Source organism: Nostoc sp. (genome assembly GCF_036917375.1).
GTDB lineage: Bacteria > Cyanobacteriota > Cyanobacteriia > Cyanobacteriales > Nostocaceae > Nostoc.
Window position 1 is genome coordinate 81,066 of sequence record NZ_JBALDN010000015.1, and the last position, 16,799, is coordinate 97,864.

At 37.3% G+C, this 16,799-nt stretch carries 11 protein-coding genes; 4 read left to right on the forward strand and 7 right to left on the reverse strand.

Features of this window, described 5'->3' with window-relative positions; all coding sequences use genetic code 11:
* Positions 1-73: 73 nt before the first annotated feature.
* Complete coding sequence (locus V7K45_RS03585; RefSeq protein WP_335000454.1) at positions 74-475, reverse strand: fasciclin domain-containing protein; 402 nt, start codon at positions 473-475, stop codon at positions 74-76.
* Positions 476-660: 185 nt separating this feature from the next.
* On the opposite strand from V7K45_RS03585, the gene V7K45_RS03590 reads away from it, so the two are divergent.
* The 4 genes from V7K45_RS03590 (at position 661) to V7K45_RS03605 (ending at position 3,635) form a co-directional block, all read left to right on the forward strand.
* Positions 661-792: a hypothetical protein gene (locus V7K45_RS03590; RefSeq protein ID WP_335000456.1), complete on the forward strand. Its 132-nt coding sequence runs from the start codon at positions 661-663 to the stop codon at positions 790-792.
* Positions 793-1,276: 484 nt separating this feature from the next.
* Complete coding sequence (gene modA / locus V7K45_RS03595; protein WP_335000458.1) at positions 1,277-2,083, forward strand: molybdate ABC transporter substrate-binding protein; 807 nt, start codon at positions 1,277-1,279, stop codon at positions 2,081-2,083.
* A gap of 62 nt (positions 2,084-2,145) precedes the next feature.
* Positions 2,146-2,751, forward strand: a complete 606-nt coding sequence (locus V7K45_RS03600) for a DUF642 domain-containing protein (RefSeq protein ID WP_335000460.1) — start codon at positions 2,146-2,148, stop codon at positions 2,749-2,751.
* A gap of 233 nt (positions 2,752-2,984) precedes the next feature.
* Positions 2,985-3,635: a DUF642 domain-containing protein gene (locus V7K45_RS03605; protein WP_335000462.1), complete on the forward strand. Its 651-nt coding sequence runs from the start codon at positions 2,985-2,987 to the stop codon at positions 3,633-3,635.
* A 170-nt stretch (positions 3,636-3,805) separates the two neighbouring features.
* On the opposite strand, the gene V7K45_RS03610 is transcribed toward V7K45_RS03605, so the two are convergent.
* From V7K45_RS03610 to V7K45_RS03635, 6 genes are all read right to left on the reverse strand, one after another.
* Positions 3,806-4,033: an MbtH family protein gene (locus tag V7K45_RS03610; RefSeq protein WP_335000464.1), complete on the reverse strand. Its 228-nt coding sequence runs from the start codon at positions 4,031-4,033 to the stop codon at positions 3,806-3,808.
* A 38-nt stretch (positions 4,034-4,071) separates the two neighbouring features.
* Positions 4,072-5,526, reverse strand: a complete 1,455-nt coding sequence (locus V7K45_RS03615; protein ID WP_442941952.1) for an aspartate aminotransferase family protein — start codon at positions 5,524-5,526, stop codon at positions 4,072-4,074.
* 181 nt (positions 5,527-5,707) lie between these two features.
* The gene (locus V7K45_RS03620; protein ID WP_335000467.1) at positions 5,708-6,466 is read right to left on the reverse strand and encodes a class I SAM-dependent DNA methyltransferase; all 759 of its coding nucleotides are present in this window, start codon (positions 6,464-6,466) and stop codon (positions 5,708-5,710) included.
* An 81-nt stretch (positions 6,467-6,547) separates the two neighbouring features.
* Entirely contained in the window at positions 6,548-10,918 is a 4,371-nt protein-coding gene (locus V7K45_RS03625; protein WP_335000469.1) for a non-ribosomal peptide synthetase family protein, read from the reverse strand.
* A gap of 129 nt (positions 10,919-11,047) precedes the next feature.
* Positions 11,048-12,100, reverse strand: a complete 1,053-nt coding sequence (locus V7K45_RS03630) for a TauD/TfdA family dioxygenase (protein ID WP_335000471.1) — start codon at positions 12,098-12,100, stop codon at positions 11,048-11,050.
* Positions 12,101-12,152: 52 nt separating this feature from the next.
* Positions 12,153-16,787: an amino acid adenylation domain-containing protein gene (locus V7K45_RS03635; RefSeq protein ID WP_335000473.1), complete on the reverse strand. Its 4,635-nt coding sequence runs from the start codon at positions 16,785-16,787 to the stop codon at positions 12,153-12,155.
* Positions 16,788-16,799: the final 12 nt, after the last annotated feature.

Consider the following 16,799-nt stretch of genomic DNA (forward strand, 5'->3'; position numbering starts at 1 on the left):
ACCAGCCTGTAATCAAGAAACGACTATAGATAGTCGCCACCCCAGAAATAGCGATCGCTATTCTGACGTTTGGTTATGCAGGAATCAAAACTGTGTCAATGACGTGGATGACACCGTTATCAGCAGCAACGTCTGCTGTTGCAACTGTTGCATCATTGATCTTAACGCCATTAGAAGCGTCAATTTTTACATCTGAACCTTCAACTGTTTTAGCTGTCTTCAGCTTAACTACATCAGCAGCCAGTACCTTGCCTGAGACAACATGATAGGTCAAGATTTTCTTGAGCTTTTCAGGATCTTTCAATAATGCGTCTACAGTACCTGCTGGAAGCTTGTTAAATGCTTCATCGGTGGGTGCAAAGACGGTAAATGGCCCAGCACCTTTCAGTGTATCTACCAGACCAGCTGCTTGGATTGCTGCAACTAGTGTTGTGAAAGAACCATTGTTGGTAGCAGTGTCAATTATGTTGGCCATGTTTTTTACTTAGTTCTGTGTAACTTGTTACAAATCTAAACTATTTGCTTAATAAAATCTATCTATCATTAGACGTATGTCAAATCATTTTTGTTATTGATATCATAAAAGTTTATATATATTTTTATACAAATAAAGAATTATATATTGTATTGTCCAGCTAAATGAGTTATGGGCAGTACTGAATGCATAGTTTACCGCCGCAGGCATCGCTCCTTTTTGTACAGAGCGATCGGGGCGATCGCATCCAAAAGATTGTCAGAGCGGCACTTGCAATACCAACAAAGTTAGCTAAATGGATAATTAAAAGTATTTAGTTGGTATAAATAAAGCTTTAGATATTTAGGAACGATATAAAAATTTCATAGCATAATCCTTGCTACATATACAAAAATGGCTATTTAGAGAATTCAAATATACTTGCATTAACTTTTTGTCATGATTTATTGACCAAAAAAGTTGGTAATAAGCATATTTAACTGATATTATTTCATCACTAAATACATTTCACTTGCTGTTTGTGTAATTCCACTTGGAAATAAACGGTCTATCACACTAATGCTTTTAGCAATTGTGATTAGCCGTTTATTTCCAAAATTCATGATGCGTAAAATTTACGCCAAAACCTTCTCTAACTCCCATTTATTTACATCCTCTACCTTCTGTGTGGTTGGTATTTCTGTCGACTGTGCGTAAGTCAGGTATGCCAACAATGAGACTTTTAGGTAGTATTTTCCCCAAACTATAACTTTCATGAACAGAAGAAGACTTATTGCTTGGATAGCTACAGCAGTTAGCAGCATGATGCTGGTAATAGGCTTACAGTTCGTTAATTTATCACCAGCAAGCTCTGTAACCACACTTAACGTGTATGCGGCTGTCAGCTTAACAAACGCGCTGAATGCGATTAAGACTCAGTACCAAAATGCTAACCCAGGTGTCAACGTTGTTTATACGTTTGGTGCTTCTGGTACTTTACTGAGTCAAATACAAGCAGGAGCGCCAGTAGATATTTTCATTTCTGCTGCTACCAACCAAATAGATGTATTGCAGAATTCAGCCCCAAGTAAATTGGTTGCAGGTAGCCGCAAAAACGTTGTCAAAAACCGTCTAGTTTTGATTGCGCCTACGACATCTCCCGTTAGTGCTGGTAGTGCTGCCCTCACTAGCTTCAATGGTTTAAGCAATGCCAACATTACTGGTATTGCTATAGGTGACTACACAGGTACTCCTCCAGTTGTACCAGCAGGAAATTATGCCAAACAAGTTCTCACTAGCCGAGGTATTTTTAATACTCTCAGTCCTAAATTATACCGTGTTGCCAATGTACGTGCTGTCTTAACTGCTGTTGAAAATAAAACTCTTGTGGTTGGAGGTGTAACTAAAACAATCAACGCAGGTATTGTTTACAAAACTGATGCGGCCATTTCTAACAAGGTAAGAGTAGTACAAACTGCCCTCACAGCAGAGAGCGATTCGATTGTTTATCCACTGGGTATACTCACCAGAACTAAAGTTTTAACGACGGCACAGAGTTTTTCTAACTACTTAAGTGGTAGTACAGCTCAGAATATCTTCAAAAATACTTACGGGTTTATCCTGCCTTAATCACCAGAAAGTAAATCAAGTACTCGTTGTCGTGAATTTTGAACTATTTGGAGTCATGTCTTGTGAAGTTCACTAAAAAACTCTCAATTATTGTTTGTAGTTTGACCACTGCTTTCCTTCATACTGCTGTGATTACTAATACTTATAAGTCAGCAGCACAAGCTGAAAGACAAGAACTGATTATCAACGGGGGATTTGAATACGACTCTCTTATAGATCCAACTAATCCCGAAACTACAAATCCTAATGTTACAGGATGGGTTAAATCTGGTAATCCCATAGATATATCAGGTACTAAAATTGACAATTTTCCTCATACTGGTAAGCAAGGATTATCGCTTGGTGGTTTTTCAGCCATTAGCTATATATCACAGACTATCCCTACATTTCCTGGTCAACGCTACAAACTTACCTACTATCTTGCATCGACAGAAGAGGCACCCGATCTGAACAATAAATTTAAGGTTTTTGTCGGTGGTAAAAAAGTTTATCTTCAAAAAGATACTCCTTACCAATCCTACACAAAATACACGTTAAATTTTAGAGCAAAAGGAAGATCCACCGAAATAAAGTTTGGCTACCAAGCCAAGTATGCGTTTTTATATTTGGATGATGTGAGTGTCAAAGCTACATCTGAAAATCAAGTAAAAAACTATGGGGATGAATAAACAACAGGTAGAAACCTAAGCAATGTCTGGCTCAATAGTGTCAAGAATGCCACTAAAATTCATCTGATTTAAAAACTCTGTAATACGTTTATTGAGAAAATTCCCTTGAGCTAACTCTTATAAAGCAGAAGAAAGTGTTCATTTTTATTGACACTACTGAAACCCAGCAGCATTGATGTAACTATCAACTTATTTTCAGTGTCAAAATTTAGAATTATTTGGAGTAAAGTTTCATGAATTTAACTAAAAAACTCTCAATTATTGTTTTTAGTTTTACTATTACCTTAATTAGCACTGCTGCGATCGCTAATATTTATAATGCAGCACAAGCGGCAGAACTTGTTAAAAACGGAAGCTTTGAACTCGATCCCCTCGTAGATCCTAACAATCCCAACGCTACAAATCCAAATATTACAGACTGGATTAAGTCTGGCGATCCGATGGATATATCAGGGATAAGAATAAGCAATTTTCCTCAGCATAATAGTGGTAATCAGGGCTTATCACTTAGTGGATTTATAGACCTCAGCTACATATCACAGAGACTTTCTACACAACCTGGTCAGCAATACGAACTTAGTTACTATTTAGCATCTATAGATGAGGCCCCTGACCTTGATAATCAATTTCAGACATTTGTAGGTGGAAATAAGCTTTTCGATCAAAAAGACATTTCTTTTCAAGCATACACGCAATATAAGTTCAATTTCACGGCAGATGCGTCATCCACAGAGTTAAAGTTTGGGGATTGGGATAAATATGGATTCTTATACTTGGATAATGTGAGTGTAAAACCTGTGCCTGAGCCATCAACTATTGGAGGAATAGCACTTACTGCTGGTTTATTAGGAATATGGCTGAAGAAAAAGAAAGCAATTAGCTAGAAAGAATAGCCCTTTTTTTACCTTTTGGAAAAGAATATATCGTAAATCCCTCAAACTACTGTGGAGTAGTTATGAGGGATTTGGTCATTTTCCACTAAAAGTTATTTGCTGAATTCCACTAACTATTAATTTTTGTCTTACCTCAAGTCAATTAGTCCAAAATGTTTCAACTACCGATTTTTATTAGCAGCCTCTTCCATTTGTTTTCTCAAACTTAAAGGTCTCATATCAGTCCATACTTCTTTAATGTATTCCAAACATTCTGATTTGAGTCCACTTTTCCCTGCATCTGTCCAACCAAGAGCATTTTCTCGTTCAGCAGGCCAAATAGAATATTGTTCCTCATGATTGACTACAACTTTATAAATTGTTGTTTCTTCCGAAGTAGTTTGACTCATTTTTATCTCCGATTCATTTATATTACTCAACTAAAATTTTAAACAGCAGGACGGGGAGGTAGAAAACCTCCAGACCTTAATTGTTCTACACTATCCTTAACAGCTTGAATAATGTAGCTGATATCTTCATCTGTATGGGCTGTAGATAAATAACCGCTAATACCTAAAAGGTGAACTCCCTTATCAAGCAGATGATATTTTAATAAACTCATAGCGACTGAAGCAGTATAATTATCCTCAGAAAGTTCTACAGATGCAGAACCAAATAGTGAGCCAAAGTTCGCCATTTTTAGCGGGAGTTTTTCGGCTGCAAAATAATTATTCAAATCAGTCACGAATTGTGTTGTCCGCTCATTCAATTTATGATGCAATGATAATCCTTCAGTTTGCAGATATTTGAGTACTGCTTTTGCAGCAGCCATTGCTAATGGATGTTTACAAAAAGTACCTGCAAAAAATGTTTTTTTGGTTTGAGGGTAAGAATCATCGCCATAGTTCCACATACCACCATCAATTGCATCCATATATTTACTTTTTCCAGCAATTACTCCAATTGGTATTCCTCCACCAACAATTTTCCCATAGGTAGCGATGTCTGCTTGTATGCCAAAATATGCTTGTGCGCCACCAGGATGAATGCGAAAACCTGTAACCATTTCATCAAAAATTAAAGCAATCTCAGTTGCTTGTGTTAATTCCCGTAACTGGTACAGAAATTCTTTTGGTTGTAAAGCTGGTCTACTAGTTTGTACGGGAACTACCAAAACTGCTGCTAGTTCTTGTTGATGAGTTTTGATGATTTCTAATGATTCAGGTTTAGCATAATCTAACACCAAAACATCATTAACAAAATTTGGTAATACTCCTGGTGCTAATGGTATTGCAGATTGATTATTTTCTGCATTATGACCTTTAACTAAGGTACCATCAAAATGACCGTGATAAGAACCAGAAAATATCACAATTTTATTACGTCCTGTAACGGCTCTAGCAATGCGGATAGCAGTCATTACGGCTTCTGTACCTGTATTGCTAAAACAAACCCGTTCCATGCCAGTAAGTTGAGAAATTAACTCAGCTACTTCGCCAACAAGTTCTGATTGTGGGCCAATTTGGATTCCTTTATCTATTTGATTAATTAAAGCCTCTTTAATAAAAGATGGGTTATGACCAAAAAGATTAATTCCTAGCCCCATCATTACATCCACATATTCATTACCATCTACATCCCATATTTTGGAACCCAAAGAGCGATTAGCAACAATGGGATAATAAATTTCTTTAAAGAGTAAATTAAACTCTCCTAAATTCTTATCATCAGATAAAAATAGACGAGAATTTTGAGAAATTTGCTTGGATGTTTTGGTGCGATCGCTGTAGCGATTGATAAAATATTGTAAGTACTCTTGTTGCTGGTTAGTAAATCCTGCTTTAGCTAGCATCTTAGTTAGATTGTCTGAATGTGGAGGTAATGTAACTTGTGGCGAATTCATAAAATGTGTCTCTTATAATTTACTGTTCAAATTATCTATCTTTTAGGGCAAAATCTTAAAAACCCAACTTTATAAGGGGTTGAATTTTTCCGCTCATATTCTGTTGCAATTCTAAGGTAAGTTTGAGCCTGCTTTAGCAGGCTTTCGTTTTTTATTGGTAGACTTATAATGTGAAATTTACCTATAAACTATGCACAGGTTTGTAGCAAACAAAATAAGTACTACCAGGCATCGGAGATATTTCTAAATCTTGATGTGCATCATAAATACTAATGTCGACAAATCCAGCAGTTTCCAAAGCAGATATAACCTCTTCTTTGCTATAACATTTCTCTAGAATAGTGCTATCTAAACGCTGCCACGTTTGCTCTATCAGTGAGAATATAGTCAAATTAATAGAAGCTACTTTAGCTTCCGAATTGTAGCTATTGCGAGTCGCCCATGCATAGTCTTCTTTCACATTGCCAGTAGCTTTGCCGTCCCAATTAAACTTATATTCCTCTTCCAAAAACAAATAGACTAGAAAAACACCATTTGGTAATAGAGTCTGATAAACCTTATGGAATACACTAGTCAAATCTTCAAAGGTCATCACATGATTGAGAGCACCAATTGAAATTACTGCATCAAAAGTAGCAGGAAAATTAATAAGGCGTGCATCATTAAAAAATAATTCTGCACCGGGCGCATTCTCCCGCGCATAGCGTAACATTCCTTCAGAAGCATCAATTCCTGTTACTTTATACCCTTTTTTGAGTAGCTTTTGTGCTAATTGTCCTGTACCACAACCAAGATCAAGAATATGTGCATCCTTGGCTAAATTCGGTAATATTAATTTTTCTAAAGCTGGTAGTGTCTCTTGGAGAACTCCTAAAGCCCAATCATCATTATACACACGTGCGAGAGGATCGTAACTAGCAGAAAGAGTTGTGGTATTCATACAATATGTCTCCTGATTTTAGTTAAAAAATTGTCGTTTTTCTTTCTATTTTTATGTTTATTAAAAATGGCGTTTGTTTGATCAAAGTCTAGTTTTTAACATTCCTTGCTCCATTAAATAGGAAAAATAAACGCTGAGTAACTGATTGTCTACTGAAGGACAAGTAATGGAAGTACCTACTAAGCCATTGATAACGTTTTGGTTATAAAGCTGCAAAAATCCTGAGTTAGAACTTTCTTCTTGAGCTTGTCTTGCTGGAAAAAATGGCACTAATGAATATAAAGGATGTTCAACTGAACTTTGAGTAACATTAAGTAATTTCTCTCGCCACTGCTCATAAGAAATCTGCTCAATTGCATAACCCAATGAGCGAATATGGTCGATAAGCATATTTGAGTGAAGAGTTTGGGGATGAACTAAATGGAAGGTTTTACCGAGAGATTCTTCCTGTTTTGATAAATGAACTATTGCCTTGCTGACATAATCTACAGGGACTATATTCTCTTTAATGTCTATATCTGGCGCACTTCCTAGTTTTACACAACCTATTATCAGTTTGTATAAAAAGTCATGACTATTAAAAACGCCTGTTTGGCTGTGTCCCGATATACGTGATGGTCTGTAAATAGAGATAGGAATTCCTCTTTCAGCCGCAGTTTGTACTAAGTTTTCAGCTACCCATTTAGTTTGGCAATATCCATTGCTGGGAAATTCATTATCATCCAGTCTATCCTGTTCTCGTACTATTTTTATTCCCGATTCAACTTGTGAGGAAACAACACCAGAACTAGAAATAAAGTGTACTGGTTTGGTTTTAGTTTGACTAGCTAATCGGAGGATTTCTTGTGTACCCAGTACGTTTGCAGGTTTCAGAATATAGTACGGATAAATATGATGCACCCAAGCACCATTATGGTATATGACATCAATTGTAGATGCTAATTGTTGAAATTTTTCAGTTTCTAAACCTAAAAACGGCTTTGATAAATCGCCAATAATGGGAATAATTCTAGAGTTCCAAAGTTCGTTCCAAATTCCATAAGATTCCAAGGTATTTTGCAGTTTCTTATTGCTATCTTCAAAATTTGGATGACGTACTAAGCAATAAATATCTGCTGTGGTTTGTTGCAAAAGTTCAGCTAGTAAAAATGAACCTAAAAATCCTGTAGATCCAGTCAGTAAAATAGCCTTAGGCTCAGGGATAAACTTACCAACAGTTTCAGGATAAATTGTCCGATCTAAAACAGTTTCAGCTTTGAGATCCACAGTTGGGTAATCAACTTCTGTTTGACAAACTCGATCGATATTTTCTGCTAAACCCCCTACTGTAGGTTTTTCTAACAAACTGCGTAAAGATATATCTAAGTTAAAAATTTGTTTAACTTTGGCAAGTAGTTGAGTAGTTAATAAAGAATGTCCACCCAATTCAAAGAAGTTATCGTAAATACCAACTTTCTCAACTTTTAAAACCTCCGTCCAGATTTGAGCCAGCATTTCCTCTACAGGGGTGCGAGGAGGAACAAATTCTCCTATTAAATCTGACCTGACTTGCTCTGGTGCGGGTAGTGCTTTTCTATCGACTTTACCATTGGGGCTTAGAGGTAATTCTTTTAGTAGTACGAAAGCAGATGGAACCATGAATTCTGGTAGTCTATCTTTGGCAAAGTTGCGAAGTTCGTTAGCTGTAGTGGTTAATTTTGACTGGGGAACTACATAAGCAACTAAGCGTTTGTTTCCTGGTACATCTTCACGCGCAATAACTACTGTTTCTTGTACTCCTTGATATTGATTTAGTAATGTTTCAATCTCACCTAATTCTATACGGAAGCCACGAATTTTTACTTGGTTATCTATGCGTCCTAAAAAGTCAATATTGCCATTACTAAGATATCGCGCTAAATCTCCAGTTTTATACAGGCGCATTCCTGGTTGTTGGCTGAAGGGATGGGGAATGAATTTCTCAGATGTAATTGCAGCCTGATTTAAATAACCTCTAGCTAAACCTTCACCGCTAATATAAATTTCACCAGGAACACCAACAGGAACCGGATGTAAGTGAGAGTCTAGTATATATATTTTTGTATTCGTTATGGGACAACCAATAGATATTTGCGTTCCGGTTTCTAGAGAATGACAATGGTATACACTACTCCAAACAGTTGCTTCTGTCGGTCCGTACTCGTTAAATAGAGATGCTTCCGACTGTAATTGAAAGTGATGTTCTACCAATTCTGGCAGACAAGCTTCACCTGCAACGATGACAGCACGCAGGGAATTTAACTGTTCTGGTTTTGCTTGTTGCAATATGAGAGCATATAGAGAAGGCAGGCTTAATAAATGCGAAACTCCATTTTGAAAAATTAACTCTACGATTTTAGGTACTTCTCTTTGTACACCTTCTTCTGGTAAATGTAGAGTTCCGCCACAACAAAGTGTCCAGAAAATACCTGCAACAGAACTATCAAAAGCAAAGGATGAGAGTAATAAGAAATTGCTGATAGGTTTTTGATAGTAGGTAATGCGTGCAATTGTGGAATGAACTAAGTTACGATGTGCGATCGCAACTCCTTTAGGTTTACCTGTAGAACCAGAAGTGTAGATTACATAAGCTAAATTTTCAGAAGTTGCTGTTGTAACGGGTTCTTCCTGACTCTGCTGTGCGTAGGCGTAGCCCGTCGTAGACATCGCTTCCCAATCTGTATCTAAGCAAATTGTCTCTGCATCGTGCTTGGGTAAGCCTTCCAAGAGATGCTGCTGAGTCAATAATATAGATACTTGAGTATCCTCTAGCATGAAAGCTAAACGCTCTTGCGGGTACTGCGGATCGAGGGAGACATAAGCACCACCAGCTTTGAGAATACCCAAGATACCTACGAGCATTTCGAGCGATCGTTCCACACAAATTCCCACTAATACTTCTGCACCTACACCCAACTTTTGCAAGGAATGAGCTAGTTGATTTGCACGCACATTCAGTTCAGTATAAGTAAGTTGCTGGTTGTTAAATACAACTGCAATATTATCTGGTGTGCGTTCTACTTGCTCTGCAAATAGTTGGTGAATGCATTTATTTTGTGGGTAATCAGCTTGAGTTTGATTGAACTCAAATAGAAGCTGGTGTAAGGTGCGATCGCTTAAAATTTCTAATTCACTGATTCTACCTTCTGGATTATACGTTGCACTTTCTACTAACTTGTGAAATTGCTCTGCTAAATCTGCAATATCCTGTGGAGAAAATAGATTAGAGTCATAATGAAATTCTGTATTCAAAAAACAATTCTTGCGTTTACAAGAGAGTTTAACTTTGAAACGCTCAGTACAGTTATCAAGCCGAAAAATAGAAAATGAGATATTACCTGCACAATGCTTTATATCTTCTTCTTTAAAATCAAAACCCACAGGTAAAAAAGGCGAAATATCTGATTTATTATTTACTTCTGATATTTGTTCCCAAGTAAAACACTCTTGCCATTTGTCGATAGATTCTACAGATTCATGCACTTGCTGTAAAATTTGACTAAATTTAAAATTATCTTCTAAATGGCAATGAAGTGGTAAATATTTAGCAAATAGTCCCAATGCTTCTTTAAGTTCTTCATATTTTCTGCCATTAAATTCCTTGGCGACACTCATCTTAGATTGTCCACTCAATCGCCAAAGCAAAACCAGCCAACAAGTTAGATAAAAGTTAGACGCAGAAGTATTATACTTATGAGCCAATGTTTCGATATTAGCTACCAGTTCTGGAGTAATAACTGAATTGACTAATTTTGGTTGAAATTCTTGTTGGTTCGAGAGACGATTTTCAAAAGGAAGCTGAAAACTGTCAATAGTAGAGAAGTCTTGCTGTTGCCAATATTCTCTGCCTATTTTTGTTTCTTCTGCTTCTAGTATTTGATTTTGCCATTCTGAAAAGTCTGCATACTGAAGTGGTTCTTCAGATAATTCTTTATCCAATTTTCCTAAGTAAGAAAGAGCCAGTTCCTGTACTAAACAATTAAGGGTTACACTATCTGCACAGAGAGCAGGCAAACTGATAAATAATATATACCTATCTGGCGAAATAGTTACCAAATATGTATGTAAGATTAAACCTTTTTCAAACTCAAAACTTTGTTGTTTAATTTTTTGAAAAATTAACTCAATCTGCGCCTCTTGTTCTTGAGGTTTCAAATTACTAATATCGGATTTTTTCTCTAAAATAACCTTGCTATCTGTAATTACCTGTACTGGAATAGTCATTCCAGGTAGACAAACAAAACTGGTGCGGAGAATCTCATACCGATTGACAACATTTTGCAAAGCCAATTCTAAATTATTGACATCAATATTTCCTTCAATCAAAATTGCACAATCGCTACGATAAGCCCAACTTTGGTCAATTTGTTGTAGCAACCATAAATGCTCTTGCTGAGGTGAAAGTCTAAACCCCTCGATACTTTCTACTAGCATATTTATCCCTCAGTGTTAGTTAAATACTTTGTGGTGTATAAGGCAATACGCTTGGGATAAGCTTTTTTGTCCCCCCCTGCTTCCCCTGCATCCTCTGCTCAAGAACAGCCTGCTCAACGGATAAATTTCTTAACCCAAGCGTATTGGTGTATAAGGTTCAGCCATTCCGACTAAAATTTTTCTGGGAGGAACAAATGGCTGACGAGCATGTATTGATAACATATTATCCAACATCAATACATCTCCTTTTTGCCAATCAAAAATGACCATTTCTTGTTGATAAGCAGCTCGCAGTTCAGCTAAGACTGATGGTTCAATTGCAGAACCATCACCGTAATATGTATTAGTTGGTAAATCTTCTTCTGGCAAACTTTTTAATAACGATTCGCGTATTGTTGCTTCCAATGTGGAAACGTGAAAAAAAGTTGCGTGATTAAACCAGACCATTTCACCTGTTTGAGGATGTTTGAGAACAGCTGGCCCAATTTGTCTAGTTCTTAAGCGATCGCCTGCTTTCCATTCAACCTCAATTCCATTGCTTTGGCAATACTCTTCGACCTTGGTTTTGTCTGTAGTTTGAAATACAGTTTGCCAAGGAAGACCAAATCCATCGCCAAAGTTACGCATATACATAACTTGCTTTTCAATGAAGCGATCGCGGATAATTGGATCAATTCGCTCAAAAACTTTTCGACAACTACCAATTGGAGTTTCTCCTCCCTCTGTCGCTGGACTCATACAAAAAAAGAAGATTTTCAACGGAAATGTTGGAGAGTAAGCGTGTTCATTGTGAGGAAAAATACTTTGGTCAGCAGGATAGTCAGTTGAAGTATAAATTCTCCCACTTACTTGAGTTCGTGGAGATGCCCGATAACGATACTCCATTGCTTCTTTAGAAATCGCTGCGATAATTTGCTCAAATTCTTCTATTGAATTAACTTTGAAATCTCGAAAGAGAATCGCTGCATATTTTAATAACTCTGCTTGTAAAAATTCTCGATTACTTTTAGCCCAAGTGAGTAAATCTACTCCTTTAACTGCTGGCTTGATAACTAAAGGAAAGTTAGGACTGTGCTTAAGATACTCTGTTTGAATTAAATTATTCTCACCAACATTAACGGCTTTGCGTCTAATATTGCCTAATTTTAATGAACCACTATGTTGATTCTGATTTGTCACCATTGCTTGTATCCTATATTCGTTCAGTCAAATGTTGCAAATTAACCAAAATATTTTATTGAGCAGATTTACGTCTAATTTTGCTCAATTTTTGTTGTAAAGAATTTTGATAAATTGTTTCTTGAGTAAGTTTGTCTTGTTTGTCTGCTTGCACTAAGATTTCTTTAAGCTCATTGATTTTGACAGTTGGTTCATTCACAATCTGGCTCAAAATCATTTCAAAGTGTTGGAGCATACGAGCGATAGTTTTAGCTGTAAATAAGTCTGTGCTATATTTCAATAATCCCATCAGTCCATGCTCTGTATCTCTGATATCAAAGAGTAAATCAAAGGTGGCCGTTTTGGTCTCTGTTTCCAAGCTCTGGAAAGTTAAACCCGAAATATTCAAAGCAGTTTTGGGAGTATTTTGGAGAATTAGTTTTACTTGAAATAATGGTGTGATGTATAAATTACGCTCTGGATTTATAGCTTCTACAAGTTTATCAAATGGTAAATCTTGATGTGCATAAGCATCTAAAGTTACTGACCGAACTATTTCTAGTACTTCCTGAAAACTGGGATTACCATCAAACTTGATACGTAATACTAATTGGTTAACAAAAAATCCAATTAAACCCTCAGTTTCTCCTTGGTTACGGTTAGCAATATCTGTACCAATGACAATATCATCTTGTCCACTGTAGTAATGCATTAAGATTACCAAGACTGCTTGTAAAGTCATGAAAAGCGTGACACCCTGTTTATTACTCAGTACTTTTATTTTTTGAGATAATGTGGCAGATAGTGTAAAAGGTTCTGCTGAACCTTGATATGTTGGTGTTATAGGTCGAGGATAGTCAGTGGGTAATTTAAGAGTTGATAAGTGTCGTAGTTGTTGTTGCCAGTAAGAAAGAAGTTTTTCTAAAACTTCTTTCTGTAACCATTGATGTTGCCAAATTGTAAAATCTGCATATTGAATTGGAAGTTTTGATAATGATGATGGTTTACCAAGTGAAAATACTTTATATAGTGATACTAATTCCTGAATTAATATGCCTATAGACCAACCATCAGAAATAATATGATGCATAGTAAATAGCAGTAAATATTCTGTTTCAGTTAAACGTAAAATTTTAAATCTTAACAGCGTATCTGTATCTAATTTAAAGGGTTTTTCAGTTTCTTGTTTAGTTAAATTCTTGGCTGTTTTATCTCGTTCGGCATCTGATAGGTTGCTCAAGTCTATAATAGGCAATTCTAAATTGAGATATGGGGCAATAACTTGGATTGGTTGCCCTTTCTCTAAAATAAAATTGGTTCGTAGAATTTCATGGCGACAAATAATCTCAGTTAAGCTTTGTTCTAAAACAGGAATATTCAGTGAACCGATAACACGCACAGCATTAAAGATATTGTAGGCACTATTATTAGGTTCTAATTGGTTGAGATACCATAATCTTTGTTGAGCGTAGGAAAGGGGAATGTAGTTTAATCTAGAAGTTTGCTCAATATTAGGTAATTTGAATTTCAAACCTGCTTTTGTCGTTTTATCAATTTCTTTGGCTAATTCTGCTACTGTTGGTGATTCAAATAAATAGCGTAAGGGCAAGTCTACTTTGAAAGCTTTGCGAATTTGAGAAATCACACGAGTTGCTAACAAAGAATGACCGCCTAATTCAAAGAAGTTTTCGTGAATCCCGACTTGTTTGATACCTAAAATTTCTGCCCAAATCCCAGCGAGCATTTCTTGAACTGGGGTCAAAGTTATATCAGGATTTTCTTCTGATTCTAGGTGTAATATGTTAGGTACAGGCAGAGCGCGACGGTCAATTTTGCCGTTGGGTGTAAGAGGAATTTCTTCTAATACTACAAAGGCACTTGGTATCATATGACTTGGTAATTTAGATTTTAAGAAGTTACGTAATTCTATGACAGAGAATTCTGTAGAATGGGGAACAAGATAGGCTACTAAGCGTTTGTCATCTGGGATATCTTCTCTGACTATAACTACAGCTTCTGTTAATTCTTTGTATTGATTAATTACTGCCTCAATCTCGCCTAATTCGATGCGGAAGCCCCGGATCTTAACTTGGTCGTCAATACGTCCTAGTATCTCGATATCGCCATTTGGTAGATAGCGGGCTAAGTCTCCAGTTCTATATAAACGTGTTCCAGATTCTTTACTGAAAGGGTTAGGAATAAACTTAAGAGCTGTCAATTCAGGTAAGTTAAGGTATCCCCTAGCAACGCCAACACCACCAATATAAAGTTCGCTTGGTACTCCAATGGGAGTAGGTTGCAGGTAAGAATCTAGCACGTAAATTTGAACATTATGAATTCCACGCCCAATCGGCACTTCTTGGAATGCGGGGTGTACTTCTATCAACCTCGATAGATTGCTCGTCGTGGCCACGATGGTTGCTTCTGTAGGCCCATAAGAATTAATTAGTTGCACTCTTTGCCCCACATGCTTTTGCCAGATCGCCAGCCGTTGCGAAAGAGCCTTTTCTCCGCCAATAATTACTAAACGCAGTTGCTCAGGTAGCTGTAAACTTTCCTCAGCCAATTCAGTAGTGAGTTGATGCCAGAAAGCTGTCGGTAAATCTAATACAGTTAGATTTAGAGCTTGGCATTTTTGTAGGAAAGATGGTATTGAACTTAACATTGAATCAATACGCAGCACGAGTGTAGCGCCTTGTACTAAGCAGGGAAATATCTCTTCGGCAGCAGTATCAAAACTAATGGATGCAAATTGTAAGATGCGATCGCTTGACTTTAATTCATACTCTAAACAAGCAGTTTTAACATAGTTCACCAAAGAGTTATGTTGGATTGTTACTCCCTTTGGTTTTCCTGTAGACCCAGATGTATAAATCACATAAGCTAAATTCTTAAATGCGAGCTGGGTTGAAAGATTTTCTTGACTTTCTTGGGCAATAATCTCCCAATCTGCATCTAGGCATACAATTTTAGCCTCATGTTTTGGGAGCCTTGCGACTAATCGCTGCTGGGTAAGTAACACTGATATCTGAGCATCCTCCAACATGAAAGCCAGACGTTCTTTAGGATATGCTGGATCGAGTGGCACATAAGCGCCACCAGCTTTCAGAATACCTAAAATTCCCATCACCATTTCGAGCGATCGCTCCACACAAATCCCTACCAATACCTCTGGCCCAACCCCAAGTTTTTGTAGGTAGTGTGCGAGTTGATTGGCTCGCTGGTTCAGTTCAAGATATGTTAATTGCTTATCTTCAAATACCACTGCTATAGCCTCAGGGGTTTTCTCAACCTGCGCTTCAAAAAGTTGATGAATACACTGGTCTTGAGGGTAATCAGTTTGAGTATTATTCCACTCTATTAATAATTGATGTTGTTCATTTGCTGTTAACAGCGATAAATCCTTAATACGCTGGTTAGGATTAGTAGCCATATCTGCCAGCAAATTTTGAAAATGTCCTAGCATCCTTGCGATGCTATCAGAGTCAAGGCGATCGCTTTGTTGATAAGCAATCTTCAGCAACAATTCTTCACCAGGTACAGCACTGACTGTTAGCGGATAGTTAGTCCTGTCAAAGCTACGGCGGTTTTTAATATCCAGGTCAATACCTAGTTCCAGCCAAGATTTTTCTATTGGATAGTTCTCAAAAACTACAATGCTTTCAAACAAGGGAGAACCAGGAGGAATATCACTCCATTTCTGAATCTCTGATAGTGGAGTATATTCGTATTGACGTACCTCTACTTGTTGAGCCAAAAGCTGCTTCAGCCAAGGAAGCAAGAATTGTTCGGGGTCAATTTTTACTCTCACAGGCAATGTATTAATGAATAATCCAACCATTGCCTCGGCTTTAGGTAAATTGGGGGGACGACCGGAAACTGTAGCCCCAAAAACAATATCCTCCTCACCACTGTAACGGCTTAACAACAAAGCCCAAGCTCCCTGTACTAAGGTGTTGAGAGTCAATTGATGTTGTTTCGCTAAGAACTGAAGGGCAGATGTTGTCGTCGCAGAAACTTTAATTTTCTGTTCCCCATTGTCGGTCGAGTGTTGAATAATTGGTTTTATACCAATAGGAGTGGGAGCAGTAAAACCCTTCAGTGTAGTGCGCCAAAATACTTCAGCTTGACTGAGATTTTGCTGTTGTAACCAAGCAATGTAATCTCGATAAGGGGGTGGTGATTCTAAGTAAATATTTTTATTTTGACAAAATGCTTTGTAATAGGTGATAACTTCTTTAAATATTATTGGTGCTGACCAACCATCTAGTAGGATATGGTGATGGCTCCAAGTAAAATGATATACTTGTTCACTCAGACGAATTAGTAATAGGCGCATGAGTGGAGCTTGGGAGAGTTCAAAACCTCGCTGGCGATCTGCTATTAATAAAGCTGCTAGTTTTTTTTGTTGTTCTTTTGGCTCGACTCCCCGCCAATCTTCTTCTTGCCAAGGAAATTTGACCTGACGACCGACGACTTGTAGAGGTTTTTCGAGATTTTCCCACACACAGGCTGTTCGCAAGATGGGATGACGTGCAATTACCTGCTGCCAAGCTTGAGCAAATGCAGATACATTTAATCCTCCATGCAATTCAAAGCAAGTTTGTTCGCAATAAACACCAGATTCAAGAGCCAAAAGACTGTGAAATATCATTCCTGCTTGCATAGGAGATAAAGGATAAACATCTTCAATGTTTTTTGTCACTACCATTTACTTATCTCC

Coding starts and splice junctions, on each gene's coding strand:
- V7K45_RS03590 (WP_335000456.1), top strand. CDS start 661: ATGCATAGTTTACCGCCGCAGGCATCGCTCCTTTTTGTACAGAGCGAT.
- V7K45_RS03625 (WP_335000469.1), bottom strand. CDS start 10,918: ATGCTAGTAGAAAGTATCGAGGGGTTTAGACTTTCACCTCAGCAAGAG.
- V7K45_RS03610 (WP_335000464.1), bottom strand. CDS start 4,033: ATGAGTCAAACTACTTCGGAAGAAACAACAATTTATAAAGTTGTAGTC.
- V7K45_RS03630 (WP_335000471.1), bottom strand. CDS start 12,100: ATGGTGACAAATCAGAATCAACATAGTGGTTCATTAAAATTAGGCAAT.
- V7K45_RS03585 (WP_335000454.1), bottom strand. CDS start 475: ATGGCCAACATAATTGACACTGCTACCAACAATGGTTCTTTCACAACA.
- modA (WP_335000458.1), top strand. CDS start 1,277: ATGATGCTGGTAATAGGCTTACAGTTCGTTAATTTATCACCAGCAAGC.
- V7K45_RS03615 (WP_442941952.1), bottom strand. CDS start 5,526: ATGAATTCGCCACAAGTTACATTACCTCCACATTCAGACAATCTAACT.
- V7K45_RS03605 (WP_335000462.1), top strand. CDS start 2,985: ATGAATTTAACTAAAAAACTCTCAATTATTGTTTTTAGTTTTACTATT.
- V7K45_RS03635 (WP_335000473.1), bottom strand. CDS start 16,787: ATGGTAGTGACAAAAAACATTGAAGATGTTTATCCTTTATCTCCTATG.
- V7K45_RS03620 (WP_335000467.1), bottom strand. CDS start 6,466: ATGAATACCACAACTCTTTCTGCTAGTTACGATCCTCTCGCACGTGTG.